Annotated in this window: 25 protein-coding genes; 6 read left to right on the plus strand and 19 right to left on the minus strand. The window is 58.6% G+C overall.

What is annotated here, in order from left to right; translation table 11 throughout:
* Nucleotide 1 precedes the first annotated feature (1 nt).
* The 6 genes from ACR0NA_RS13715 to ACR0NA_RS13740 all read right to left on the minus strand — a co-directional run bounded on the left by ACR0NA_RS13715 (nucleotide 2) and on the right by ACR0NA_RS13740 (nucleotide 7546).
* Entirely contained in the window at nucleotides 2–1480 is a 1479-nt protein-coding gene (locus ACR0NA_RS13715; RefSeq protein ID WP_480729640.1) for a flavin-containing monooxygenase, read from the minus strand.
* Nucleotides 1481–1566: 86 nt separating this feature from the next.
* Nucleotides 1567–2370: a PaaX family transcriptional regulator C-terminal domain-containing protein gene (locus ACR0NA_RS13720; protein ID WP_480729644.1), complete on the minus strand. Its 804-nt coding sequence runs from the start codon at nucleotides 2368–2370 to the stop codon at nucleotides 1567–1569.
* A 77-nt stretch (nucleotides 2371–2447) separates the two neighbouring features.
* On the minus strand, nucleotides 2448–4478 hold the full coding sequence (paaZ, locus tag ACR0NA_RS13725) for a phenylacetic acid degradation bifunctional protein PaaZ (protein ID WP_480729646.1): 2031 nt from the start codon (nucleotides 4476–4478) through the stop codon (nucleotides 2448–2450).
* Between the two features lie 131 nt (nucleotides 4479–4609).
* On the minus strand, nucleotides 4610–5962 hold the full coding sequence (locus ACR0NA_RS13730; RefSeq protein WP_170654363.1) for a TRAP transporter large permease: 1353 nt from the start codon (nucleotides 5960–5962) through the stop codon (nucleotides 4610–4612).
* On the minus strand, nucleotides 5959–6465 hold the full coding sequence (locus ACR0NA_RS13735; protein WP_480729649.1) for a TRAP transporter small permease: 507 nt from the start codon (nucleotides 6463–6465) through the stop codon (nucleotides 5959–5961). The genes ACR0NA_RS13730 and ACR0NA_RS13735 overlap by 4 nt, the downstream gene beginning before the upstream one ends.
* 61 nt (nucleotides 6466–6526) lie before the next feature.
* A complete protein-coding gene (locus ACR0NA_RS13740) occupies nucleotides 6527–7546 on the minus strand; it encodes a TRAP transporter substrate-binding protein (RefSeq protein WP_480729651.1) in 1020 nt (339 codons plus the stop codon).
* 302 nt (nucleotides 7547–7848) lie between these two features.
* Between ACR0NA_RS13740 and paaG the strand changes: the two genes are divergently transcribed.
* From paaG to ACR0NA_RS13765, 5 genes are all read left to right on the plus strand, one after another.
* Nucleotides 7849–8634 carry a 2-(1,2-epoxy-1,2-dihydrophenyl)acetyl-CoA isomerase PaaG gene (gene paaG, locus ACR0NA_RS13745; protein WP_480729653.1) on the plus strand — a complete coding sequence of 262 codons (786 nt, stop codon included), beginning with the start codon at nucleotides 7849–7851 and terminating at the stop codon, nucleotides 8632–8634.
* Between the two features lies 1 nt (nucleotide 8635).
* Entirely contained in the window at nucleotides 8636–9064 is a 429-nt protein-coding gene (paaI, locus tag ACR0NA_RS13750; RefSeq protein WP_480729655.1) for a hydroxyphenylacetyl-CoA thioesterase PaaI, read from the plus strand.
* A 15-nt stretch (nucleotides 9065–9079) separates the two neighbouring features.
* The gene (gene paaK, locus ACR0NA_RS13755; protein ID WP_480729657.1) at nucleotides 9080–10390 is read left to right on the plus strand and encodes a phenylacetate--CoA ligase PaaK; all 1311 of its coding nucleotides are present in this window, start codon (nucleotides 9080–9082) and stop codon (nucleotides 10388–10390) included.
* Nucleotides 10391–10393: 3 nt separating this feature from the next.
* Nucleotides 10394–10990: a TetR/AcrR family transcriptional regulator gene (locus tag ACR0NA_RS13760; protein WP_480729660.1), complete on the plus strand. Its 597-nt coding sequence runs from the start codon at nucleotides 10394–10396 to the stop codon at nucleotides 10988–10990.
* 63 nt (nucleotides 10991–11053) lie between these two features.
* Nucleotides 11054–11266 (plus strand): hypothetical protein, encoded by a 213-nt coding sequence (locus ACR0NA_RS13765; RefSeq protein ID WP_480729662.1) that lies wholly within the window; start codon nucleotides 11054–11056, stop codon nucleotides 11264–11266.
* Between the two features lie 101 nt (nucleotides 11267–11367).
* On the opposite strand, the gene ACR0NA_RS13770 is transcribed toward ACR0NA_RS13765, so the two are convergent.
* From ACR0NA_RS13770 to ACR0NA_RS13830, 13 genes are all read right to left on the minus strand, one after another.
* Nucleotides 11368–12129, minus strand: coding sequence for a Phenylacetic acid catabolic protein (locus ACR0NA_RS13770; RefSeq protein WP_480451739.1), 762 nt, complete (start codon nucleotides 12127–12129; stop codon nucleotides 11368–11370).
* A 12-nt stretch (nucleotides 12130–12141) separates the two neighbouring features.
* Nucleotides 12142–13215 carry a 2Fe-2S iron-sulfur cluster-binding protein gene (locus ACR0NA_RS13775; RefSeq protein ID WP_480729666.1) on the minus strand — a complete coding sequence of 358 codons (1074 nt, stop codon included), beginning with the start codon at nucleotides 13213–13215 and terminating at the stop codon, nucleotides 12142–12144.
* A gap of 24 nt (nucleotides 13216–13239) precedes the next feature.
* A complete protein-coding gene (gene paaD, locus ACR0NA_RS13780) occupies nucleotides 13240–13701 on the minus strand; it encodes a 1,2-phenylacetyl-CoA epoxidase subunit PaaD (RefSeq protein WP_480730041.1) in 462 nt (153 codons plus the stop codon).
* A gap of 6 nt (nucleotides 13702–13707) precedes the next feature.
* The gene (gene paaC, locus ACR0NA_RS13785) at nucleotides 13708–14469 is read right to left on the minus strand and encodes a 1,2-phenylacetyl-CoA epoxidase subunit PaaC (protein WP_480729668.1); all 762 of its coding nucleotides are present in this window, start codon (nucleotides 14467–14469) and stop codon (nucleotides 13708–13710) included.
* Nucleotides 14469–14753, minus strand: a complete 285-nt coding sequence (paaB, locus tag ACR0NA_RS13790) for a 1,2-phenylacetyl-CoA epoxidase subunit PaaB (protein WP_170654343.1) — start codon at nucleotides 14751–14753, stop codon at nucleotides 14469–14471. Before paaB ends, paaC begins: the two co-directional genes overlap by 1 nt.
* A 24-nt stretch (nucleotides 14754–14777) precedes the next feature.
* Complete coding sequence (gene paaA / locus ACR0NA_RS13795; protein ID WP_170654341.1) at nucleotides 14778–15770, minus strand: 1,2-phenylacetyl-CoA epoxidase subunit PaaA; 993 nt, start codon at nucleotides 15768–15770, stop codon at nucleotides 14778–14780.
* A gap of 68 nt (nucleotides 15771–15838) precedes the next feature.
* Nucleotides 15839–17041, minus strand: coding sequence for a 3-oxoadipyl-CoA thiolase (gene pcaF, locus ACR0NA_RS13800; protein ID WP_480729672.1), 1203 nt, complete (start codon nucleotides 17039–17041; stop codon nucleotides 15839–15841).
* A 192-nt stretch (nucleotides 17042–17233) separates the two neighbouring features.
* The gene (locus tag ACR0NA_RS13805; protein ID WP_480451748.1) at nucleotides 17234–17626 is read right to left on the minus strand and encodes a carboxymuconolactone decarboxylase family protein; all 393 of its coding nucleotides are present in this window, start codon (nucleotides 17624–17626) and stop codon (nucleotides 17234–17236) included.
* Nucleotides 17627–17657: 31 nt separating this feature from the next.
* A complete protein-coding gene (locus ACR0NA_RS13810; RefSeq protein WP_480729675.1) occupies nucleotides 17658–18398 on the minus strand; it encodes a sulfotransferase-like domain-containing protein in 741 nt (246 codons plus the stop codon).
* A 54-nt stretch (nucleotides 18399–18452) separates the two neighbouring features.
* Nucleotides 18453–19271: an aspartate racemase/maleate isomerase family protein gene (locus ACR0NA_RS13815; protein ID WP_480729677.1), complete on the minus strand. Its 819-nt coding sequence runs from the start codon at nucleotides 19269–19271 to the stop codon at nucleotides 18453–18455.
* 4 nt (nucleotides 19272–19275) lie between these two features.
* Nucleotides 19276–19695, minus strand: a complete 420-nt coding sequence (locus ACR0NA_RS13820; RefSeq protein ID WP_480729680.1) for a GFA family protein — start codon at nucleotides 19693–19695, stop codon at nucleotides 19276–19278.
* Nucleotides 19696–19756: 61 nt separating this feature from the next.
* Nucleotides 19757–20848, minus strand: a complete 1092-nt coding sequence (locus ACR0NA_RS13825; protein WP_480729683.1) for an aromatic ring-hydroxylating oxygenase subunit alpha — start codon at nucleotides 20846–20848, stop codon at nucleotides 19757–19759.
* Nucleotides 20845–21732: a MurR/RpiR family transcriptional regulator gene (locus ACR0NA_RS13830; protein ID WP_480729686.1), complete on the minus strand. Its 888-nt coding sequence runs from the start codon at nucleotides 21730–21732 to the stop codon at nucleotides 20845–20847. The genes ACR0NA_RS13825 and ACR0NA_RS13830 overlap by 4 nt, the downstream gene beginning before the upstream one ends.
* A 68-nt stretch (nucleotides 21733–21800) precedes the next feature.
* On the opposite strand from ACR0NA_RS13830, the gene ACR0NA_RS13835 reads away from it, so the two are divergent.
* A complete protein-coding gene (locus ACR0NA_RS13835; RefSeq protein ID WP_480729688.1) occupies nucleotides 21801–24254 on the plus strand; it encodes an FAD-dependent oxidoreductase in 2454 nt (817 codons plus the stop codon).
* Nucleotides 24255–24293: the final 39 nt, after the last annotated feature.

Genomic DNA, 24293 nt, shown 5'->3' on the forward strand with positions numbered 1-24293 from the left:
ATCAATTTTCCCCAGTCAATTCAGATGGATCAATTCCGTGGTATTGTTCCAGCCCGCAGCGAGCCATGCGGTTTTTGTACTCGGCCACGGTTCCCGGCCAAAGCGTCGTATTCCGGCCCTCAGCGTCCTGATACCACGAGGTGCAGCCACCTGCCTGCCACACGCTGTTTAAGTGGCGTTCTTGCATTTCGCGGGTGAACGCAGCCTGCTTCTCGGCATCCGGAGTTATGATGCTTAGCCCGCTTGACTTCATTTGTGTCAGAACCTTTCCGATATGGGCCACCTGCGCCTCGATCATCAGAACGACCGAGTTGTGGCCCAGCCCGGTATGTGGCCCGAGCAGGATGAAGAAATTCGGAAAACCCGCAACCGCAGTGCCAAGATTGGCCTGCATGCCGTTTGCCCAGGCTTTGCGTAATGTCTGCCTCTCGACGCCGCATATGTTCAGCCGTTCCATTGCGTCGGTTACACGAAAACCAGTGCCCCATATCAGTACGTCCGTTTCGGTCTGGCTGCCGTCGCTTGCAACGATCCTGTTTCCATCAATGGATTCGACACCACTTGGGATAAGATCGACATTTCTGCGGGCCAGGGCTGGATACCAGTCATTCGAACTGAGTATGCGCTTGCACCCGATCCGGTAATCCGGCGTCAGCGCTTTTTGCAGAGCCGGATCGGAAATGGCGTCGGTCAGTGACTTCCGCCACATTTTCATGGCGAAATTGACGGCCCCCTCTTCACCACGAAAGACGCGGTGGCGGAATTCGAATATCCTGTAGATCAGTTCCCGCCGCAATCTGGGCAATGCCTGAAACCGGCCATAGAGCTTGCGAACCCATGGCGCGATCGGTCCGTCCGGGCGAGGAAGGACATAGGGCGGAGTGCGCTGGAAAATCGTAATTTCTTCTGCGGTTTTTGCTATTTCCGGAACAAATTGCACCGCGGATGCACCTGTTCCAATGACCGCCACACGCTTGCCTGACAAATCCTGGGAATGATCCCATTGGGCTGAATGAAATGCAGGGCCGGGAAAGCTGTCGGCGCCCGGTATTTCCGGGATCAATGGAATGTGCAGCGCACCTATCGCAGACACCAGAATGCGCGAATACCACTTGTGGCCGTCTTCGGTTTCGACATGCCAGCGGCCGTCCGCCCATCTGGCGGACTTGAACACCTGATGAAAGCGGCAAAGATCGTATAACCCTTCATCTCGGGCGACCTGCTGCAGATAGGATTGTATCTCAGCGCCACCGGCATAGGCAGTGCTCCAGTCTGGGTTGAGGTGTGTCGCCATTGAATACAGGTGCGAGGGTATATCACATGCGACACCGGGATAGGTGTTCTCACGCCACGTGCCACCGATGTCGCCGGCCTTTTCCAATATCGTGATGTCCGAAATCCCGCGCTTTCGCGCCTCGATCGCCATGACAAGTCCCGAGAAACCGGCGCCTATGATAAGCATGTCGGTCTGGTGCGTCATGGCGCGCCGATCCTCCGCTGGGCGTTCAGCCTGAAGCGTAACAAAAGGAATCGGATCGCGCAGCCTGTGCGGCAGATGCCGTTGGGTCAATCCGATTGATTGACGTCGGCAACTTTCGGGCAAGGCAGGGTATCCAGCAGTCTGAATACTTCGGTTCGGCAGGACGGCCCGGCCCAGTCCTTCGGAAAAAAGATCGGTGGCAAATCCGGGTGCCGCAAAACGACCCGGCGCCATCTGTGGACAATCAGTGTGCGCAGGGTTGCAACTTGCGCCGGGGATGGGTCCCAGCCCGACGGGCGTGTATCATGGGCGCGTCGGACAGCATCACGCAGGCTTTCGCAGGCTTCTCGCAACTCCGGCGGGCAAATGCGTGTCTGCAACCACATGGGGACCGAGCGCGCGGTTACCTCGAACACCATAAGGCCCTCGCAATTCCGGGGCGGTGGCCCCGACGCCATGGCAATATTCTTGCCCATGGATGTGTAATCACGGGTCAGCAGCAGATCATCCAGCGTGCGGATACCTGGCCCTTCCTCGGCAATCAGTATGTGCCAAGTTTCCGGCGTCACCTGTTCGGTTGCATAAATACGGGGCGTCACCTGGGCGGATTGGGTTCGGCCAAAATCAGTCAGAAAATGCATCGAGACGCGGCCAATGCGGGCGCTTTCAATCCATCCATCCTTGCGCAGGCGGTGCAGCGCGACACGGATCGCTTCGGGTTTGATGCCGATCGGTTCGATGATGCGAGTCAGCGCGCCGCCTGAAATCTGTGCGCCCCGCTCCTGTGCGAGGTCGCCGAACAGCGAGACGATGATCGACCAGACGCGCAGATTGTGCGGGTCGGTCAGATCGGCCACTGCGGTTTCGAACCACCTTTGGTCACTGGTCATAGGACCAGTTTAAACCCTTAGCGCGGATAAGAAAAACACAAACACCGAAATTGAAGGTTCCGATTGGACCACGGTCCTCAATAAGCGTTCATAGTCAGCAACTCGTACTCCGCGACTTTGTCGTCATCCTGATTGGTCAGGGTAACGTGCCAGCGAACCTCGCCGTATTCATCGGTGCGGCGGGTCTTTTTCCTGACCGTCAGGCGGACTTTGATGCTGTCGCCCGCGCTGACCGGTTTCATGAAGCGCAGGTTGTCCAGTCCGGTATTGGCCAGAACAGGTCCCTCGTTCGGTTCGACAAACAGCCCTGCGGCAAAGCTGAGCAGCAGATAGCCATGTGCCACGCGGCCGGGGAAGAATGGGTTCCTTTTGGCCGCTTCTTCGTCCATGTGGGCATAAAACGTGTCACCCGTGAAATGGGCGAAATGTTCGATGTCGTCCATCGTCACGGTGCGGGACGCGGTATGCAGCGTCTCACCGATCGACAGATCTCCGAATTTCCGCGTGAAAGGATGGCTCGGGCCTTTGACTTCGGTGGCGCCGGGAACCCAGGTTTGACCGATTGCGGTCAGCATCTCGGGTGAGCCCTGAATGGCGGTGCGTTGCATGTAGTGCTGGACGCCGCGAACACCGCCCAGTTCTTCGCCGCCTCCCGCGCGACCGGGGCCGCCATGCACCATGTGGGGCAGGGGGGAGCCGTGCCCGGTCGATTCCTTCATCGAGTCGCGGTCGTTGATGTAGATACGCCCATTATAGGCCGCAGCCCCCAGAACCACATTGCGCGCGATGTCCGGATCATGCGTGATCAGCGAGGTAACCAATGACCCCTGACCTCGATTGGCAATTGCAATGGCATGATCTGTGTCGCGATAGCCCATGATGGTCGAAACAGGCCCAAAAGCTTCGGTATCGTGAACGCGATTGGCGTTGTCCGGATCGGCGCAGTGAAACAGCATCGGCGGGACAAACGCGCCTTTTTCCGTATCCGCGCCTTCGATGGCAAACGACTCCGGATCACCAAATACCCGCTCCGCCTCTTGGCCGATGATTTCTGCCTTGGCCAGAACATCAGCCTTCTGTCCGTTTGAAACCAGCGCCCCCATTCGGGTCGTTTCAAGCCGGGGATCGCCGATGGTGGTTTTTGCAAGACGGGCCGAAAGCGCCTCGATAACCGGTTGGACAAGCCCTTCGGGGGCGATGATGCGGCGAATGGCGGTGCATTTCTGCCCAGCCTTCGTCGTCATCTCGCGCGCGACCTCTTTCACGAACAGGTCGAATTCAGGTGTTCCGGGTGCCGCGTCCAGACCGAGGATTGAGGCGTTGAGACTGTCCTGTTCGGCGACAAAACGGACCGAATTCTGCAGGATCACAGGATTCTGCCGCAGCTTCAGTGCGGTATCGGCCGACCCCGTAAAGCTGACCACATCCTGACAGGTCAGGTGATCCAGCATGTCGCCGATCCCACCTGAAACCAGCTGCAGCGCCCCGGCGGGCAGAATGCCGCTGTCCAGCATGACTTTTACGGCCAGCTCGGTCACATAACAGCTGTTGGTCGCAGGCTTCACAATGGCGGGAACGCCCGCCAAAAGGGTGGGGGCCAGTTTCTCAAGCATGCCCCAGACCGGAAAGTTGAACGCATTGATGTGAACGGCCACGCCGTGCAGCGGTGTGCAGATGTGCTGCCCCAAAAAGGTACCGTGCCGCGATAGTTGCTCAACATCTCCGTCCAGATAGACATGGCTGTCGGGCATCTCGCGACGACCCTTGGAAGCAAAAACGAACATTGTGCCGATGCCGCCGTCGATATCGATCAGGTGGTCGTTTTGCGTGGCGCCCGTGTTGAAGCTGAGATCGTATAGCGCCTGCTTGTGCGTCGTCAGGGCCTGAGCCAGTGCCTTGAGCATCTTAGCGCGCTCGTGAAAGGTCAGCTTGCGCAAGGCCGGACCGCCCTTGTTGCGTGCAAATTCCAGCATGGCATTGGTATCAAGCGACGAATTTCCGGCGCTTGCAAAAGCTTCGCCTGTGATGGCCGAAGCGATGGTTCGGGCGCCTGCGTCGGGTGCGATCCATTCTCCGGCGGCAAAACTGGAAATCTGTTGCAAGGTCATCGGACTCTCCTGTTCCTGTTACACCGCCGGGCAGCACGGTATCGTTAGGATATAATTAACCGAATGATCGGTCAATAAATGAATGCTCAACGCACTGAGGCTGCGACCGGCGGCTGCGCCGGACGCCGTTTTCAGTGACCCAGTGCGCCCATCTGTTGCGGCAGGTACAGAACGACAATCGGCACCAGCACGATCAACGCCAGCCGGAAAATGTCAGCGACCCAGAAAGGTGTCACTCCGCGAAAGATCGTGCCGGTAGACACATCGCCGACCACGCCCTTCAGGATGAACACGTTCAGACCAACAGGCGGGGTGATCAGGGAAATTTCCGTCACAACAACGACGACGATGCCGAACCAGATCGGATCATAACCCAGCGAGGTCACCAGCGGAAAGAAGATCGGCACCGTCAGCAGCAACATGGACAGCGATTCAAAAACGCAACCAAGGATGATGTAGATGCCCAGGATCATCAGGATTACGACAAACGGCGAAACGTCATAGGCCGTGACCAGCGCAATCAGCGCCTCGGGCAGACCTGCGAGGTTGATGAAGTTGGAAAAGATCTGCGCACCGATCAGAACCGCGAACAGGGCGGCGGCTGTAAAGCATGTTTCCTTGAGCACTTCGAAGGTCGACCCGATGGTCAGGCCACCGCGGAACAAGGCGATCAGGAATGCACCGGCGGCACCCATACCCGCGGCTTCGGTGGGCGAAAAGGTCAGGTTCAGCGGCTCGAAATCGAAGGCGCCGTATAGCCCGCCGATAACCAGAAAGAACAGCAAGAGCACGGCCCAGACCGAACCCAGCGCGCGAAACCGCTCGCCCCAGTCGGCACGCTCACCTGCCGGACCTGCCTCGGGGTTGCGCCAGACGGTCCAGCGCACGGCAAACAGATAAAACAGGATGCCGAGCAAACCCGGAATGATACCGGCCATAAACAGCTTTCCGATCGAGGTTTCGGTCAGCAGGCCGTAGATGACCAGAATGACCGAGGGCGGGATCAGAATGCCCAAGGTACCGCCTGCCGCGATGGATGCGGTGGACAGCTCGTCTGAATAACCGTAGCGGCGCATTTGCGGCATGGCGACCTTGGACATGGTGGCGGCGGTGGCCAGGGACGAGCCGCAGATGGCGGAAAACCCACCGCATGCCGCCACGGTCGCCATGGCGATTCCACCCCGCATGTGACCCAGAAAGGCGTTGGAAACTGCGTAAAGCTCGCGCGCCATGCCACCTTTGTTGACGAACAGGCCCATCAGGATGAACAGCGGCACAACGGACAAGCCGTAATCCTGCGCGGTGTCTGTGATCTGGCGGCCCACCATCGACATCGCGGCTTTGAGCCCACGCTCATCGAATATTGAGCCTCCGCGTTCATAGGCAAAGCCAAAGGTGCCCACAAGGCCCATTGCAAAAACGATGGGCAAGCGCACAAGTACCAGAACAAGGACAAGTGCAAATCCGATAAGCGCGGCGGTCATTTGGCATGCTCCGACAGGGTATGGGGGGCAAAGAGATGAAGCAGGCCGGTGATGATCATGACCACTGCCGTGATTGCCACGGATATGGTGATGAACCAGCCGACGAGATAGGTCGGGATCGACAGATATTCAGTCACGTCGCCATAGTCGCGCGCGCGTTCCGCCAGCACCCAGACCCGCTGGACGGGCCAGAACAGCATCACGCCACTGACTAGATAGATTACGGCGTCGCGAATGCGGCTCAGGCGCAGACGATGGAATATTCCGTCGGTCAGATCGACGGCAATATGGCCGTTGGTGACCGATATGATCGGAAGGACCGAAAAGACCAGTATCGCCATCAGGATGCGGGTCAGTTCCGTTGCAGCCTCGATCGGAGAATTGAAGACGGATCTGAGGATCACATCGCAAAAGGTCATGATCATGAGGATGAACAACGCTGCGCTGGCTACGATAACCGGCAATATGCTGACCCGCCGTACAAGCTGGATGAGAGAGGTCATTTGGCTGCTCCCGAAAGGGGTTGGCTGGGGGCGGCGGCGTCGCGCCGCCCCGCAGACTGGATCAGTTGGACGCCATTTCCGACCGGATCATGTCATAGGCGGCCTGCGCGTCCACGCCTGTTTCGCTGACTTCGGCGATGACTTTTCCGCGCACATCCTCTGCGATGACCGAAAACTTCTCAAGATCGGCGTCCGAGGCGGCGTTGATTGCATTGCCATCGGTGCTTTCCGTGGCTTCGCGACCGATCGCGTCAATCTCGTCCCAGATCTTGCCAATCTCCCGGCTCAGCGGTTCACCAAAGACGTTTTCGTCAAGCGCGGCCTGCAGGTCTGCGGGGAGGTCGGCAAAGGTGTCTTCGTTCATGATGAAGGCGAAGGAACCACGGTAAAGGCCACCGGGCATCTCGTAAACGTTCTGCGCCACTTCGGTCAGTTTAAAGCCCTTGCGGGATTCAAAGGGCATCACGACACCGTCAGCCGCCTTAGAGGCCAGCGTCTCGTAAACCTTGGGGGCCGGCACCTGAATGCCCGTCGCGCCAAGCGCCGTACCCACGTCGCCACCAACACCACCTGGGATGCGGACCTTGAGGCCGGAAATCTCACCAAGTTCGGTAACAGATGAGCTGGAGTGCAGCTGGGCAGGGCCGTGTGTGTGCAACGCGACGACCTTTACCCCGCGATGCTCGTCCGCGTCTTTCAGGTATTTGTCGTAAGCGCGCCAATAGGCAACTGATGCAGCCTCGGCCGAACCCTCATATCCCGGCAATTCGATCAGCTTCGTGGTGACGAAGCGGCCCGGCTGGTAGCCGTGAAAGATGATCGAGGCATCCGCAGCACCATCCATGATCAGGTCCATCTGTGCCGGGGGCGGGGCGATGCCAAGCTTGAGTTCGGCGGTGACTTTGCCGTCTGTGGCCTCTTCAACCATCTCGACGAACTTGGGCCACATCTTGGCGTTGATGCCGTGCGTCGGCGGCGCCCAGCTGGAAATTGTCAACGTGTAGTCGGCTGCCATTGCAACTGTTCCGCTGACTGCGAGAGCTGCAGTGGCAAGCAAGGTTGAAAGCCTGGTGAATTTCATGACTGGTATCCTCCTCCGAAACATAAGTCATTAATGTGTTAATAGTCAATTTTGTAACTATCAACGGGTTGGTAAATCGCGAAACAGATATCGGGCAGTTTTTTGCTAAGCTTCCAAGGCTTTGGTTTCGCGATTTTTTTCCGAAAGACTGCAAATCTGGTCCGTTTGTGCCGGACAAGTTGAACCTTTCAGAGTCATCATTTCCCCCTCTTCTTCACGGGAATCGAGATTCGAAGAATTTATTGACCAACCGTTCGGTTTATGCAAGAAATTTGTAACAACATCTGAAAAGCGGGGAGGTCATGTCAGATACGATTGTTGCGCAGGACCATGGAAATTGGGTCGAAATAACTCTCAACCGTCCGGATCGCCTGAACAGTTTCACTGCTGAGATGCACGCCGCCCTGCGGGGCGCTCTGGAAGCCGCGCGTGACAATGGCGCACGTGCGATTCTGCTGACGGGCGCGGGACGTGGTTTTTGCGCGGGGCAGGATCTGGCTGATCGTGATCCGTCAAAAATGGATGGACCGCCGGATTTGGGGCAGACAGTGCGTTCTTACTATGCGCCACTGGTGCGCCTGATCCGGTCACTGGAGTTTCCGGTGATTTGTGCGGTAAACGGCGTCGCGGCCGGAGCAGGTGCGAACCTTGCGCTGGCCTGCGACATCGTTTTGGCGGCGGAATCTGCCAAGTTCATTCAGTCTTTCTCCAAAGTCGGGTTGATTCCGGACACTGGCGGCAGCTGGCATCTGCCGCGGCTGTTGGGTGAGGCGAGGGCCAAAGGGCTGGCCCTGACGGCGCAACCGCTGCCCGCGAAACAAGCGGAAGAGTGGGGGTTGATCTGGAAGTCGGTGCCTGACGATCGCCTGATGGACGAAGCCCGTGCCATGGCCGAACAGTTTGCGAACGGGCCGACTCTGGGGCTTGGTCTGACCAAAATGGCTATTCAAGCCGCAGCGGTTGACACGTTGACCGATCATCTGGAGTTGGAAGCCGATGCAATGAAGGCCTGTGGCGAAAGCGCCGACTATGCGGAAGGCGTCACAGCGTTTCTCGAAAAACGTGCACCAAAGTTCCGGGGCGAATGATATGACGCCAAAGGAACGCGCCGAAAAAGCCGCCGCGGCGATGTGGGCTGAAGACAGCGCATCAAAATGGGCTGGAATGGAAATCACTCATATCGACGAGGGGACCGCCGCGCTGGAGATGCCCGTTGTGTCGCATCACTGCAACGGGCACGGCATTTGCCACGGAGGTGTGACTTTCATGCTGGCCGACAGCGCTTTTGCTTTTGCCTGCAACAGCCGCAACCAATCCACGGTCGCTCAGCACAATGTCATCAGCTTTATTGCTCCGGCCCGACAGGGTGATCGTTTGACCGCGACGGCAACCGAGCTGAGCCTGACCGGGCGAAGCGGAGTATATGACGTAACAGTAACCAATCAGGACGGACGCAGGATCGCGGAATTCAGGGGGTTTTCCCGCGCGATCAAAGGTGCGCTGTTTGATGAGAATTAAGGCGAGGAGGACACCATGAAGGATCTGACCCCGAACAAATCCGATCTGGACCCGATTGAAATCGCGTCAATCGATGAAATCCGCAAGCTTCAGCTGGACCGTTTGAAATGGTCGGTGCGTCACGCATATGACAATGTACCGATGTACAGGCAGCGCTTTGATGAGGCCGGTGTGCATCCGGACGATCTGCAATCCTTGGGCGATCTGGCGAAATTCCCGTTTACCTACAAGAACGACCTACGCGACAACTATCCCTTTGGCCTGTTTGCAGTGCCGCGTGAGCAGATCATCCGCCTGCATGCCTCGTCCGGTACGACCGGCAAGCCTACAGTTGTCGGATACACGCAGGGCGATATCGACAACTGGGCGGACCTTGTGGCGCGGTCACTGCGGGCAAGCGGCCTGCGCAAAGGTGACATGGTTCACAATGCTTATGGTTACGGCCTGTTTACGGGCGGGCTGGGCGCGCATTACGGGATCGAGCGTCTTGGCGCGACTGTTGTGCCAATGAGCGGCGGCCAGACCGAAAAACAGGTGGGCCTGATCACCGATTTCAGGCCGGACGGGATCATGGTAACGCCGTCCTATATGCTCAACATTCTTGAGCAATATCACAAGGTCGGCATGGACCCGCGCGAAACCTCATTGTCTGTGGGGGTATTCGGGGCCGAGCCCTGGACCGACGCCATGCGCAAAGAGGTTGAGCAGGCGTTCGACATGCATGCGGTCGACATCTATGGCCTCAGCGAAATCATGGGGCCGGGCGTCGCTAACGAATGCGTTGAAACCAAGGACGGGCCGGTGATCTGGGAAGATCATTTCTATCCAGAAATCATTGACCCCGTGAGCGGTGAGGTAATGCCCGACGGTGAAATGGGAGAGTTGGTGTTCACGACCCTTACAAAAGAGGGCCTGCCGATGATCCGCTACCGTACCCGCGACCTGACGCGCCTGCTTCCGGGAACCGCGCGCTCGATGCGGCGGATGGAAAAGATCACCGGACGATCGGACGACATGATCATTCTGCGTGGCGTGAACGTGTTCCCCAGTCAGGTCGAGGAACAGGTTATGGCGACGGGCGGTCTTGCGCCGCATTACCAGATCGAGTTGTACAAGGCAGGCCGGATGGATGCCATGCGGGTCTTTGTCGAGGCACTGCCGGACGCAGCGGACGAGTTGAGCAAAACCGCGGCAGCCCGCATGCTGACCAAGCGTATCAAGGACATTGTTGGTGTTTCCACCGAGATTGTTGTAGGCGAGCCCGGCGATGTTGAACGCAGTCAGGGCAAGGCCAAGCGCGTTGTCGATAACCGGGATAAGGAGTGAGGTTTGGCCCGCACGATAGCCAAAGACCATGACCAGAAGCGCGCGCAGATACTGAAATCCGCCGCGCGCGTCTTTGCGCGCGAGGGGTTCGACCGCGCGTCGATGACCCAACTTGCGCGTGAATGCGGAATCTCCAAGGCCAATATCTATCACTACTACGACAGCAAGGATGCGATCCTGTTCGACATCCTTGAAACCTATCTGCGCGAGCTGCGCGATCTGATCTGCGGGATCGACATAGATGGCCTGAACGCCGCGGATCGGCTGCAGAAGGTGGTGGCGGAAATCCTGCTGGCCTATCATGGTGTCGATGACGAACACCGGGTACAGACCAGTGGAATGTCGGCCCTTCCTGCGGACCAGCAAAAGCTGCTGCGCGGGTATCAGCGGGATATGATCGAGTTCCTGAGCGGCATAATCACAGAGATTGCCCCGGACGTGTTCCGGGGTGACGCGAACAAGCTCAGGTCCACGACGATGTCCGTCTTTGGTATGCTGAACTGGTACTACATGTGGAATTCCGGGGCCGATACGGCTGCGCGCGAGGACTATGCCAAGCTGGTCAGCAATTTGACACTTCATGGTATTCAGGGTCTCTGACGCGCGATAATTTGACTTGGGTACCTCCGGGAATGCTGCTTCAATGAAGCAGGGAGGATCGCGATGCAAACCCCTGAAAGTTTCGAGAAGTTCTACTTCACCAAGGTCGGGCTGGGCGAAGCCTGTGGCTGCGCTGAAAAAGTGATCGACGTCTATGAATTCAACCGTAAGAGCGGCGCGAACGATGCTGTGGTCAAAACAGGCAGCGGAAAAAAGCGCGGTTCGTTTCGCTCCTGGGCTTTGAAGTTTGGACTGATTAGCCGTTCGCGTGAATGAATGTGCGCCCGCCGCGCGCGCTCCGGCGTGCGCGGCCCGGCCCAACGGGAGGCGGCGCCGAAGGCGTCAACGACAGGCGGGAGTGCCCCGGGTGGGGTAATTTACTCCGGTTTTTTCAGGCCGAGGTTTGTCAGGATTGCACCGGCTTCGGCGTCCCATCTGGTTTTGAGCTCGGAATTGGATGACTTGCGCAGGCCCATCTCGCGAAGGCTTTCCAGCTTCTGTGATGACCCTGTCCCAAAGCTTTCCGAAACACGCGGCCACCAATAATCAACGGCGTCCTGCATTTCGTTTGTATGACCCTGTTCCAGAAGTTTCACCGCACCCTCCAGCGCAAGTTCGCCGTGATGTGCCTCAACCGGGGCAATGGTCCGGAAGGCTTCGGCAAGCGGTTGATACGAGATCAGGGAAAATTCCGCCAGCTGAACGGCAACGGCACGGCTCATCAGAAGGTTCATAACAACGGCGTCTACCCAACCCTCAATCGGGTAGTTGAAGACCGCAAGCCGCATGTCATGCTCGGATCTGGTCGCACCGACATCCGCCCCACGATCAAGCCGGGTGGTCCACGGGTGGTGACTTACATACCGTTCGGCATTGGCGCCAAACTCTCCCATGATGCGCAGCACCCGGTCAGCATGGTCAGTCTTCTCCAGAACGATTCTGGCGGCTGCAATCCGCTCTTTGATGCCCGGCCCTTGATTGATGATATCGGCAAAACCCGCTGCACCGGCCAGCTCACTGTCCACGAAGGTCGCCATCAGTTTCATCAGCTCGGCACGATAGCGCGGCGGGACATTGGTGGGGTTGGTCAGAACACCACCGGCGGCCAGATAGCTTTCGATCGTCATGTCTTCGGCCATAGTACTTCTCCCTTACTGGTCGTAGTCGACGACAACGGTGTCTGTCAGCGGGAAGGCCTGGCAGCTCAGCACATAGCCTTTCTCGACCTCATAATCTTCTAGCGCATGGTTGGCGACCATCTCGACATCGCCCTCGATGACTTTACAGCGGCAAGTCGAACACACTCCGGCTTTGCAGGCATAAGGTGCATCCATGGCGTTTTCCAAAGCCGCGTCGAGGATCGACAGGTCCTTGGGCATGGTGATGGTTTGCGTTGCCCCATCCAACGTGATCGACGTCTTGGTCTGGTTGGCGCTTGTCGCGGTATCCGCCGCCACAACCTTGCGTTTCGCCCGTCCGGGCTGGGCGCTTGCAAACAGCTCGAACTTGATCTGACCGTCATCTAGACCATGCGCACGCAGGGCCGCAGCGATACCCAGCATCATGGGTTCAGGGCCGCAAATAAAGGCTGTGTCGACGTTTTCGATATCGATCCAGTTTCGGAACAGCTCGGCGCATTTTTCCTGCGTTACCAGCCCGGTGAACAGGTCAATTTCTTGCGCATCGGATTCCAGCACATGAATCACGTTCAGACGGCCCATATAAAGGTTCTTGAGGTCTTCCAGTTCCTCGCGGAACATGATCGTGTTCACGCCCTTGTTGGCGTAGACCAAGGTAAACCGAGCATTGGGTTCGCGCGCGAGAGTCGTCTTGAGTATCGACAGAACCGGTGTAATGCCCGAGCCGCCCGCAAACCCAAGGTACTGTTTTTCAGCACCGGGAGTGATGGCCGTGAAAAAGCTGCCCATTGGCGGCATGGCCTGCAATCTGTCACCGACTTTGAGCTCTTCGTTGGCCCAGGTGGAGAAGGCACCGCCGTCGACGCGCTTGATGCCCACTTGCAGCACCCCGTCGTCCTTGCCCGCGCAAATCGAATATGACCGGCGCAGTTCCTCTCCGTCGAAGTCCCTGCGGAACGTCAGGTATTGCCCCTGGGTAAACTCGAACTCTTCGGCCGCACCGTTGACCGGTGCAAGCGTGACCACCACTGCGTCACGGATCGTTTTATGGATGTCTGTGACTTCCAGTTCGTGAAAGCGTGCCATCCGGCTGTTCTCCTTTTCTAGGGCTCAGATACACTTGAAATAATCAAATGGTTCCAGGCAATCGGTGCAGCGCCAGTGGGCCTTGCAGGGGGTCGAACCGAATTGACTGACCCTTTCCACAGCCTTGCTGCCGCAATTCGGGCATCGCTCCGGCCCACCCGCGGGCTGGGGCGGAGCGATGCCATATTCCTCGAGCTTTGCGCGGCCCTTCTGACTTAGCCAGTCGGTCGTCCAGGCCGGAGAGATGCTTGTTTCCAAACGGATATCTTCGATACCGTGATCGCGCAGGGCCGTTTCGATATCCATGCTGATTACCGATGTCGCCGGGCAACCTGAATAGGTTGGTGTCACCGTGACCTTCAGTGTTTCCGCATCCCATTGAACATCACGCACGATACCCAGATCCACGACCGAGATCACCGGGATCTCGGGGTCGGGAACGGTATCGAGCCACTCCCATATCTGATCGACCGAAGCGCGTGTCATCGTCATTTACCAACTCGCATCCGGATAGGCGCGTTGCAGCCACTGCATCTGCGTCAGAAGATGTCCAAGGTGTTCGGTATGCATCCGTCCGTCGCGCCCGCCCTTGTGGGCAAAACGGCTTTCCGGAATGGTCAGCGTCGCCTCAGTCAGCACGTGCCCGACAAGGGCATCATATTCTTCGCGCAACCCGGCGGGATCAGGTGCGATACCCGCAGCGGACATTTCTGCATCTACGTCATCGCCGGCAAACATCTCACCCACGTAAGGCCAGAGATAATCCAGTGCATCCTGCATCCGGGCATGGCTTTCTTCTGTTCCATCGCCAAGACCGACCACGGTGTCGCTCGAGCGTTCCAGGTGATAGGCAACCTCTTTGCTTGCCTTCTCTGCGATTGCAGCAACACGTTCGTCGGACGATTTCATCAGGCGACCCAGCATGATCGAATGCCAGGCATCGAACAGGAACTGTCGCATCAAAGTGCGGCCAAAGTCGCCGTTGGGAACTTCGACCAGCAGCACATTGCGGAAGTCCCACGCATCACGCAGAAACGCCAGATCATCGGCGCTTTTGCCTTCGCCCTGAACATCTCCTGCAAGACCCAGCCACATCTGGGTTTGCCCGATCAGGTCCAGCGCCGTATTGGCCAGCGCAATGTCCTCTTCCAGCACGGGTGCATGACCACACCATTCGCTGACACGATGCCCGAGGATCAGGGTGTTATCCCCCATCCGCAGCAGGAATTGCAGGAATGCCTCATCGCGGGTCATTACATTGCCCCCACTTCTTCGGGGATGTCGAAAAAGGTCGGATGGCGGTAAACCTTGCTTTCGCTCGGCTCATACAGAGGGCCTTTGTCGCCGGGTGAGCTTGCCGCGATGTTGTTGGCTTCGACCGCCCAGATCGACACGCCCTCGTTCCGGCGGGTATAGACGTCGCGGGCATTCTTGATCGCCATCTCTGCGTCAGGGGCGTGCAGCGAACCGACGTGCCGGTGGCTCATGCCGTGCTGGCCACGGATGAAGATTTCCCAAAGGGGCCATTCGTTTTTCATGTGCAGTCCTCCATACGAGTGGGGTTATTCGGCGGCCAGGCCGGTGGCTTTTTTCTTGCGAGCATGCGCCAGCAACCCGTCGCGCACCCATTTCCCGTCGTCCCAGGCCTTGTTACGCGCTGCCAACCGGTCAACGTTGCAGGGTCCATTTCCCCGCACAACGTCGAAGAATTCGGACCAGTCCGGATCGGAATAGTCGTAATGGCCGCGCTCTTCGTTCCATTTCAGGTTCGGATCGGGGATCGTCAGTCCCAGGTATTCTGCCTGAGGTACTGTCTGGTCCACGAATTTCTGGCGCAGCTCGTCGTTGGTGTTGATCTTGATTTTCCAAGCCATCGACTGGGCGCTGTGAACGGATTCCTTGTCGGATGGTCCGAACATCATGAGGGACGGATACCAAAGCCGGTTCAGGGCGTCTTGCGCCATTCGCTTTTGCTCAGGTGTGCCTTCCGCCATTTTCCGAATGGCATCGTAGCCCTGCCGCTGGTGAAAACTCTCTTCCTTGCAGATGCGGATCATCGCACGCGAATAGGGGCCAAACGAGGTTCGCTGCAACGGCACCTGATTCATGATCGCCGCACCATCGACCAGCCAGCCAACCGCGCCGATATCGGCCCAGTTCAAAGTCGGATAGTTGAAAATGGACGAGTATTTCATGCGGCCATCCAGCAGCATTTCCGTGATCTCATCGCGCGACACGCCCAGCGTTTCGGCTGCGCAGTACAGATACAGGCCATGTCCTGCTTCGTCTTGTACCTTGGCCAGCAGGATCGCCTTCCGTTCGAGTGTGGGCGCGCGGGTGATCCAGTTGCCTTCTGGCAATTGTCCGACGATTTCCGAATGCGCATGCTGGCCAATTTGGCGGATCAGCGTCGCGCGATAGTCGTCCGGCATCCAGTCCTTTGGCTCGATCTTGATATCTGCGTCGATCTTGTCCTGAAAGGCACGTTCCTGATCCGTCATCTCTTCACGGGATTTGACGCCGGTTCCAGCTGTCTTGATCATCTGAGCGTACATATCGGATCTCCTCACGTTTTCTCTGTCGCGCGGCGAATGTTTTCTGTTCCCGCTGTTCAGCCCGCGCCTTAGACGCGTTCAAGTATAAGTGCGGCCCCCTGACCAACCCCAACGCACATGGTGCAAAGCGCATAGCGCCCGCCCGTACGCTGCAGCTGATACGCCGCGGTCATCACAAGACGTGCGCCGGACATGCCCAATGGGTGGCCGATGGCAATCGCGCCGCCGTTGGGATTCACATGGGGTGCATCATCGGCGACACCAAGTTCGCGCAGGGTGGCCAGGCCCTGAGACGCAAAAGCCTCGTTCAATTCTATCACATCCATCTGGTCGATGGTTAGCCCGGCGCGGGCCAGCACCTTGCGGCTGGCAGGTACGGGACCAATTCCCATGACACGCGGTTCAACGCCTGCAACAGACATGCCTACGACGCGGGCAATCGGCGTCAGGCTGTTCTTGTCTGCGGAAGCCTCGTTTGCCAGCAGGATTGCCGCGGCACCGTCGTTCACGCCCGAGGCGTTTCCGGCCGTTACTGATTTGTCTGGGCCGTTGACGCCCTTGAGCCCGGACAGTTTGTCGGCGCTTGTTCCCGGTCGGGGATGTTCGTCGGTGTCCACGATGATTGGATCACCTTTGCGCTGTGGGATGGTGACCGGGGTGATCTCCTCCTTGAACACACCGGCCTCATGCGCCGCGGCCCAGCGGGCCTGGCTGCGTGCGGCAAATGCATCCTGATCGGCGCGGCCAATGCCATAATCCTCGGCCACGTTGTCAGCGGTCTGTGGCATCGAATCCGTGCCGTACATCTGGTGCATCTTTTTGTTGACGAAGCGCCAGCCGATGGTGGTGTCATAAACCGCGTTTGAGCGGGTGAAGGCGCTTGTTGCCTTGGGCATAACGAACGGCGCGCGCGACATGCTTTCGACGCCGCCTGCGATGGCCATGTCATAATCACCCGCCTTTATAGCGCGTGCAGCCATGCCCACGGCGTCCATTCCTGATGCGCACAGCCGGTTGATCGTGGTGCCAGGAACCTCGACCGGTAATCCCGCCAGCAAGGCGGCCATCCGCGCGACGTTCCGGTTGCTTTCCCCGGCCTGATTGGCATCGCCAAAAATGACGTCATCGACACTGGACCAGTCCACCTGTGGGTTTCGCTCTTTCAAAGCCGCGAGCGGAATCGCTGCCAGATCGTCCGTGCGAACCTGTGACAGCGCACCGCCGTAGCGTCCGATCGGGGTCCGTTGTGCGTCGCAGATAAAGGCGTCCATGCGTCAGAAACTCCAGTCTTGCGTAGGGCGTCATTAAGTGACCGATTGGTCGGGTAATACGCGATGAAGCGATTCGCGGCAAGCGAAATGTAACGAATAATTTGTGACGACACTTATTCTGTAACATATCACGATGAGATCAAAAAAAGACCCGCCTGAAAGCGGGCCTTCTTTTGGGTTATTGGCAAAGGGTCAAAGTTGCCCGGCTTCGTCCAGAACTTTGCGGGCCACACGGAAACACTCCAGGGCCTGTGGGACGCCGCAATAAATTCCAACCACATGAATAATAGCGCGAATTTCCTCTTTGCTGACGCCGTTGGTGATTGCGCCCCGGCAGTGAATTTCCCATTCGTGCATCTTTCCCAAGGCGCCAATCATGGACAGGTTCATCATCGAGCGTGTTTTTGCGTCAATGACGTCATCTCCCCAGCCAAAACCCCAGCACCAGGCTGTCATGGCTTCCTGAAACGGGCGCGTAAAGTCATCGGCAGCGGCAAGATTTTTTTCGACATATTCCGCGCCAAGTGTGCCTTTGCGCTGTTCCAGCCCTTTTAGGAAAAGGTCTTCGTCAAAGATGTCTGCCATTGGGGTCTCCGTGATAATCGGTGGTATGGGATCAGGCTGTCAGCCGATGTTTATATAGGTGATCGTAGTGCGGCTTCATCCGGCGGTGTACCTGTTTCACCCGATCCGGGGCTTCATCCAACGAAATGTGTTTGCGCGGTTGCGGGGTCAGCCCGGTGGACTTGGCGAGATTGCCGTGAAACGAGCCGCCATCCCACCAGCTATGGGCCGACGGATCTCCACCCGCTTCCCAGGTGAGGGCCTCTTCGATGAACGGTATCCCCATGGTTTCGCAGAATTTATTCGTAATGCCATGAGGATCTTCCAGCAAGTCGTCGCTGTCGATTACGCAAGGTGGCGCACCGTTCAGGGCGGTCAGCAGGTCAAACAGCGCACGCTGTTCGGGAAAGCCGACCTCGCCTTCGGCAAAGTCCGGCCATTGCTTGTACATCGAGGTTATCGTCTTGGCCGGATCGCGGATCAGGAAAGCGTGGTTGAAGTTGGAAAGAAACTCAGCATCCCACATGTGATTGATATAATGGGGGAAATCCTTCATGAAGACCGGCCCCTTGCGGGCGCGATCCTGCACATCAGCCCAAACGGTTTCCAGTGTCAGGCCGGGTGTCGTCTTCTCGCCCGGCTGAAAGCGGTGCCACAGGGGTTCCTCGCCCTGATACCAGGCTTCGCCAAAGGGTTCGTGCAGGCAGTCCAGATCGCCGCGCTGTCGCATCATCCATTCGAAGGCGGTCGAGGTCGAGCGGGGAACAGCCCAGAGGGCAAGGATTTTGTGCATTTTGTACCTGTTTCTGAGGGGGTTTCTTCCGGTTTGTACAACCTGTTTTTGCGCCTAGAGGCTTAGTAACAGTCGCCCGCGCGGTGTCTCGGGGGCAAGGCCCAGCGATTTGAAGATGCGCCAGTAAAGCGCGATGTCGTGACCTATGACCGGTTTGCCCAGAGCGGTTTCCAACTCGTCCGCCAGATGCAACGGGCGTTGCGGTAAACCTCCGGGGCCAGTGCGGAAGTTGCACATGCCGTTAATCAGGATCGCGTCCGCTTGCGGGGCTTGTTCGGCCACATATTCGAAACTCTTCCGGGCCAGATCGCCATCAAATACCCAGCGGTAGGAGTTGACCTCTTCCTGATCGGCGAACCACCCCTGATCATGGAAGTTACCCGCATAAAGCACATCGAACCCGGCCTCGCGCAGAAAACCGGCGGTACCCTGCCACCATTCGGGCCAGTGATAGGCGGCGTTCAGGGCGACCTTTTCCACATTCATCTCGCGCAGGGCTTCGACCATGGCGTAACCGGCCATGTGAAAACGGATGCCGTGCTTGTCGGACAGGTCCTCGCAATGCTGCCGCACGCCCTCGACCCCCAGCCCGCAGGCATGTACCCAGTTCGAGCCGACCTGGCCGCAGACATCTACGCCATTGCGGGACATGCAGTGGACAAAATCTTCGAGCATGCCAAAGTTCTTTTTGCGCTGGTCCAGCCCGTGCACATAGTCGGGCACATGCAACATCCAGCCATGCACGCCGACCGTCTCGGGGCACATGCGCAGGAAGTCCGAAGGGGCCGCGTCAAAGTCGAAGGGCGGAGAGGTAAAGCCCACCTGATAGGGGAACAGTTTGTGTTCGGGGCGCCATTCTCCGGGCATGAGCATGGGTTTACTCCTTGTTCGCTTTGGCGGGATCGGCCTGAAAGCTTTGATGTTTGGGAATGTCATCCGACAATTGCAGCCATGAAACTGCGCTGCCCATGACCACATGGGCGTCTGGGGCGTAGCCTGCATCGTCATCCAGCGTTGCAGCGTGAATGTGGATTTCGCCCGGCCATTTGTCGGACCTGAAATATAGACGTGATCTACATTTGGGGCAAAAGCCACGATGGGTGCCGGGGGAGCTTTCGAAGTGGTTGACCTCACCCACCCATTCAACGGTTTCGGGGGCCAGTCCGACAAAGGTCGTGAAGGGAGAGGAAGTGGCCCTTTGACAGTCGCTACAATGGCAGGACAATCGGCGCGTCACGGTCCCGGTCGAGGACCACGTTACTGCGCCGCACATGCATTGACCTGAAAGGCGGGTCATTCCGTGTGCTCCGCGACCAAGAAAATTCGACGAATTTTCTTGGCTGTGGCGGCCGTTGGTTTCATGTTTCCACACCCTCGCGCATCCATTGTTGCAACCGGGCGATCGAATGTTCCGACATCACGCCACAGCCGGGGTCCAGCACCAGAGGGCCCGGGCGATAGCCGCGGGATTTGAGGCCGCGGTGGACGCTTTCGACCAGACGTATGTCTTCCTCGACCGTGGTTTCACGATCCTGTACGGCCAGTTGCCGGATCACTGCGCTTTCCGAGCCGCCCTCGGTGTACCAGCCGCGCCAGACGGTGCAGTGGTCGGCGTCACCCGCGCGCCAGTGATAGGTGTTCAGCACATTGCCCGGGTAGCACTGGAACGAGAACATCGGCCACAGGAACCACGACTGATAGTCGCCCGCATGGGGCACCGACAGGTCGATGGGATAGGTCATCTTGTCGAGGCTTTGGCATTCCGTCGTGTGGCGCAGGACATAGCCGCCGCCTGCGTCCGGCTGGATGTCATAGGTCTCGGGCTTGACCACGCCTTCGGCAAAGGTCGGGTGGTTGGTCGGGCAGTGGTAGCATTCCGAGTAGTTCTCGACACTGACCTTCCAGTTGCAGTTTTCCGGAATCTCGACCCATTCCAGCGGTTCAAGATCGTCGATATGCGGAACAAAGGCGCGGATTTCCTCGCGCACGCCGGGGTACCATTCGTCCATCGGGGCAGCGTCATCGTCGAGGTTGACGAAGATGAAACCGTTGAAGACCTCGGTGCGGACAGAGGTCAGGCAGATGGCGCTGCGGTCAAAGCCGGGGACGGATTTGATGTTCGGCCCGGCGCGCAATTGACCCGACAGCTCATAAGTCCAGGCGTGGTAGGGGCAGACCACGACGCGGGTGTTGCCTGCGCCCGTCACCATCTCATGCGCGCGGTGCTGGCAGACATTGTAGAAGGTGCGGATTTCCCCGTCGCGGCCGCGAATGCAAAAGAGGTTCTGACCGGCGATCTCGAAGGCGAAGTAATCCCCTGTCTCGCGCACCTGTGCGACGTGGCCTGCGAATTGCCACGTTCGGGCCAGTAAACCCTGCATCTCCTGCTCGAAGATCGCAGGATCGGTATAATATCGCGCGTCCAGTGAGTGGGTCAGGGGTGCGTTCATTCGGGCTCCTCCGCGTAGAGGCCAAGTTGATGCCTGCGTTGGTGAAACCGTTCAACCCGCTCGACGATCTCATCGCTGGAGACGGCGATCACGAAGGACAGCAGTGTTTCCAGCAGCGCGATGGTCGAAATGGAGGACGGAAAGAATTGCGGCGTGTCGGCGGCGACGACAAAGCCGTGATGGGCGTTCAGGATGATCGGGCTGGCCGGGCTGTCCGAGAGACCGACAACGGTCAGCCCCTGTTCGCGGGCCAGCTTCACGGCCTCAATCACTTCGGTGCGGTAGGGTTTGCAGGTGATGGCGATCAGAACGTCCTGCTTGTCAGCCCAAGCCAGATCGTCCACCGGGGTCGAGCCGGGGCGGGGGATGGCGTGGAACTGTTTCATCCCCGTCGAGGCAAGGTAGGTGAAGTTGCGGGCGTTCGAGTTGTTGACGCCGACGCCCAGCGTGAAGATTTGGCGCGAGTTCCAGATATCTTCGGCGGCGGCCTTCAGGCGTGCGGCGTCAATACCTGCAAATGTTTCTTCGATGTTGCGGATCGCGGACCCGACCATATCGGCATAGAGCCCGCCCAGTTCCCCCGACTTGCCGATGCCCTGCAACCAGCGGGCGCGGTCCGGAAACGACACCGCGCCTTGTCGAATCGCTTGGCGGAAGGGTGCGCGGAAATCCTCGTACCCGTCAAAGCCGACCTGCCGGGCCATGCGCACGAAGGTGTTGGGTTTGACATTGGCGGCCTCGGCGATCTCGCGCACCGTTGAAACCCCAACATCCGTGGGATTTTCAAGCACATAGCGCGCGGCCTTCTGCGCCTCGGGCGTCAGGGCGTCCCACTCTTCGGTCAGGCGGTCCAGAACGGTTGATGATACATTTGTGTCATTCATGATTGACGATGGTACATTTGTGGAATTAGCCTGTCGAGCAGAAACGCGACTCGGGAAGAGGAAAAATCATGTCCGGGAAGGAACTGCCGTCACAGGCCCGCGTAGTGATCGTGGGCGGAGGTGTCATGGGGGTCGGTCTGGCCTATCATCTGGCACATGAAGGGTGGACCGATGTGGTCCTGCTGGAAAAGGCCGAACTGACCAGCGGCAGCACGTGGCATGCGGCCGGTCAGATCACCCATTCGACCAGTTCCTTCGGGCTGGGCAAATGTGTGGATTACAACATTGGCCTGTATTCCGGCGCATTGGAGGCCGAGACAGGTCAGGCAGTGACATGGCACGGCTGCGGGTCTTTCCGTCTGGCTTATACCGAGGACGAGATGGACTGGCTGCGCCACACGCTGTCGGTGGGCCGGTCGCTGGGGTTCAACATCGAACTGGTGGGGCCGGAAAAGGTGGCCGAGCTGCACCCGTTCTACAATCTCGACGGTGTTCTGGGCGCGCTGCACACACCTGATGACGGCCACGTGGACCCGACCAATGTGACGATGGCGATGGCCGCCGGGGCGCGTCAGCTGGGGGCGAGGATCATCCGTCATTGCCGGGCGACGAACATCACGCAGGCCGAAAACGGCGAATGGGTAGTCGAGTCTGAGAAGGGCACGATCCGGTGTGAGCATGTGGTGAATGCAGGCGGTACCTATGCCCGTCAGATGGGCGAGTGGTCGGGGCTGCAACTGCCCATGACCTCGATGACGCACCACTATTTCGTGACCGAGCCGGTGCCCGAGTTCGAGGGGCTGGACAAGGAATTGCCGGTCATCCGCGATGACAAGAAGGTTTCCGGCTACATCCGGATGGAGCAAAAGCGCGGGCTGATCGGGATTTACGAGAAAGAGAACTCGAACTCTGTCTGGCACGACCATTGCCCATGGGATTACGAGAACTGGCTGTTCGACGCCGATTACGACCGGATCATGCCGTGGCTTGAGGAAAGCCTGAACCGGATGCCGATCTTTGCCGAGCTGGGCATTCAGCGTGAAGTGCACGGTGCGATTTCGCACCCGCCGGATGGCAATCCGCTGATCGGACCTGCGCCGGGGGTCCGGAACTATTGGTGCTGCTGCGGGACGCAAATCGGCATCGGCTGGGGGCCGGGTCTGACCCGCGAACTGGCGCGCTGGATGGTGCATGGGGCGGCGGATATCTCGATGCGCGACTACGACCCGCGCCGGTTCGGGGCTTATGCAACCAAGGACTGGCAGGTCACCAAGGCGCATGAGGATTACAAGCTGCGCCATGAGATTCCATTCCCGCATTTCAACCGGCTGGAGGGGCGTCCGATCAAACCTTCGCCTCTTTACGAACGGCTGAAGGACAAGGGTGCGGTTTACGAAGAGGTCTATGGCCACGAACGCCCGCGCTGGTTTGCCAAAGATGGCGTCGAACAGCGCGATCATTACTCGTTCCGCCGCAATGTGGTGCACGACATGGTCGGGGCTGAATGCAAGGCCGTACGTGAGGCGGTGGGGATCATGGACATCTCGGCCTTTACCAAGGTCGAGGTGACGGGACCCGGTGCCGAGGCGCTGCTGGACCGGCTGGTCGCAAACCGCCTGCCACAAAAGGTGGGGGGCATCGCTCTGACCCATATGCTGAACCGCCGTGGCCGGATCGAGTTGGAGACCACGGTCGTGAAGCTGGACGAAGGGCGCTATTACCTTGTTTGCGCGGCCTTCTTTGAACAGCGCCTGCTGGATCATCTGAACCACCAGCGCGCGGATGAAGATGCCCAGATTATCCTGCGATCCAACGATTGGGCGGCACTAAGCCTGAACGGCCCAAAGGCGCGCGAGGTTCTGGCCGCCTGCACGGATGCGGACCTGAGCAATGCCGGGTTCAAATGGCTGACCGCGCAGGAGATTGAGGTGGCTGGACACAGACTCTGGGCGTTCCGCATGTCCTATGCCGGGGAGCTGGGATGGGAGTTGCATATCCCGCGCGACAGCGCGCTGGCGGTCTATGATGCGCTCTGGGCGGCGGGTGAGGCGCATGGGATCACTGATTATGGCTCCTTCGCGATGAACGCGCTGCGGATGGAGAAAGGTTTCAAGGGCGCTGGTGAGTTGACCAATGAGGTGACGCTTGCCGAGGCGGATGTGCTGCGCTTTGCGCGCACCGACAAGGACTATCTGGGTAAAGACAAGACACTGAACACCGACCTGCCGTGGGTCTGCGCCTATCTGGAGATCGAACCGGACGGGGTCGAGGATGGCCATGGCGGTGAGGCGGTGCTGTTGGAGGGCAAGGTGGTCGGCTCGACCGCTTCGGTTGCCTATGGTCACACCGTCGGCAAGATCCTTGCCTTTGCCTATGTCAAACCGCACGCCAACGTGCCGGGGACGCAGATCGAGGTTGTGATCGCGGGCCAGCCACGCAAGGGGCGCATTCTGGGCGAACCCGCCTATGACCCGCAGAGCCTGCTGCCGAGGGCGGACGTCGCCATGGAGCCTGCGGAATGAACCCGTGCCGGACGCGCGCCCAAGGCCCCCTGACAGGAG

This window comes from Ruegeria sp. C11 (assembly GCF_056537725.1).

What these genes read in the sequence shown, in the direction of transcription:
- ACR0NA_RS13715 (WP_480729640.1), bottom strand. Translation starts at nt 1,480, where the DNA reads ATGACGCACCAGACCGACATGCTTATCATAGGCGCCGGTTTCTCGGGA.
- ACR0NA_RS13720 (WP_480729644.1), bottom strand. Translation starts at nt 2,370, where the DNA reads ATGACCAGTGACCAAAGGTGGTTCGAAACCGCAGTGGCCGATCTGACC.
- paaZ (WP_480729646.1), bottom strand. Translation starts at nt 4,478, where the DNA reads ATGACCTTGCAACAGATTTCCAGTTTTGCCGCCGGAGAATGGATCGCA.
- ACR0NA_RS13730 (WP_170654363.1), bottom strand. Translation starts at nt 5,962, where the DNA reads ATGACCGCCGCGCTTATCGGATTTGCACTTGTCCTTGTTCTGGTACTT.
- ACR0NA_RS13735 (WP_480729649.1), bottom strand. Translation starts at nt 6,465, where the DNA reads ATGACCTCTCTCATCCAGCTTGTACGGCGGGTCAGCATATTGCCGGTT.
- ACR0NA_RS13740 (WP_480729651.1), bottom strand. Translation starts at nt 7,546, where the DNA reads ATGAAATTCACCAGGCTTTCAACCTTGCTTGCCACTGCAGCTCTCGCA.
- paaG (WP_480729653.1), top strand. Translation starts at nt 7,849, where the DNA reads ATGTCAGATACGATTGTTGCGCAGGACCATGGAAATTGGGTCGAAATA.
- paaI (WP_480729655.1), top strand. Translation starts at nt 8,636, where the DNA reads ATGACGCCAAAGGAACGCGCCGAAAAAGCCGCCGCGGCGATGTGGGCT.
- paaK (WP_480729657.1), top strand. Translation starts at nt 9,080, where the DNA reads ATGAAGGATCTGACCCCGAACAAATCCGATCTGGACCCGATTGAAATC.
- ACR0NA_RS13765 (WP_480729662.1), top strand. Translation starts at nt 11,054, where the DNA reads ATGCAAACCCCTGAAAGTTTCGAGAAGTTCTACTTCACCAAGGTCGGG.
- ACR0NA_RS13770 (WP_480451739.1), bottom strand. Translation starts at nt 12,129, where the DNA reads ATGGCCGAAGACATGACGATCGAAAGCTATCTGGCCGCCGGTGGTGTT.
- ACR0NA_RS13775 (WP_480729666.1), bottom strand. Translation starts at nt 13,215, where the DNA reads ATGGCACGCTTTCACGAACTGGAAGTCACAGACATCCATAAAACGATC.
- paaD (WP_480730041.1), bottom strand. Translation starts at nt 13,701, where the DNA reads ATGACACGCGCTTCGGTCGATCAGATATGGGAGTGGCTCGATACCGTT.
- paaC (WP_480729668.1), bottom strand. Translation starts at nt 14,469, where the DNA reads ATGACCCGCGATGAGGCATTCCTGCAATTCCTGCTGCGGATGGGGGAT.
- paaB (WP_170654343.1), bottom strand. Translation starts at nt 14,753, where the DNA reads ATGAAAAACGAATGGCCCCTTTGGGAAATCTTCATCCGTGGCCAGCAC.
- paaA (WP_170654341.1), bottom strand. Translation starts at nt 15,770, where the DNA reads ATGTACGCTCAGATGATCAAGACAGCTGGAACCGGCGTCAAATCCCGT.
- pcaF (WP_480729672.1), bottom strand. Translation starts at nt 17,041, where the DNA reads ATGGACGCCTTTATCTGCGACGCACAACGGACCCCGATCGGACGCTAC.
- ACR0NA_RS13805 (WP_480451748.1), bottom strand. Translation starts at nt 17,626, where the DNA reads ATGGCAGACATCTTTGACGAAGACCTTTTCCTAAAAGGGCTGGAACAG.
- ACR0NA_RS13810 (WP_480729675.1), bottom strand. Translation starts at nt 18,398, where the DNA reads ATGCACAAAATCCTTGCCCTCTGGGCTGTTCCCCGCTCGACCTCGACC.
- ACR0NA_RS13815 (WP_480729677.1), bottom strand. Translation starts at nt 19,271, where the DNA reads ATGCTCATGCCCGGAGAATGGCGCCCCGAACACAAACTGTTCCCCTAT.
- ACR0NA_RS13820 (WP_480729680.1), bottom strand. Translation starts at nt 19,695, where the DNA reads ATGACCCGCCTTTCAGGTCAATGCATGTGCGGCGCAGTAACGTGGTCC.
- ACR0NA_RS13825 (WP_480729683.1), bottom strand. Translation starts at nt 20,848, where the DNA reads ATGAACGCACCCCTGACCCACTCACTGGACGCGCGATATTATACCGAT.
- ACR0NA_RS13830 (WP_480729686.1), bottom strand. Translation starts at nt 21,732, where the DNA reads ATGAATGACACAAATGTATCATCAACCGTTCTGGACCGCCTGACCGAA.
- ACR0NA_RS13835 (WP_480729688.1), top strand. Translation starts at nt 21,801, where the DNA reads ATGTCCGGGAAGGAACTGCCGTCACAGGCCCGCGTAGTGATCGTGGGC.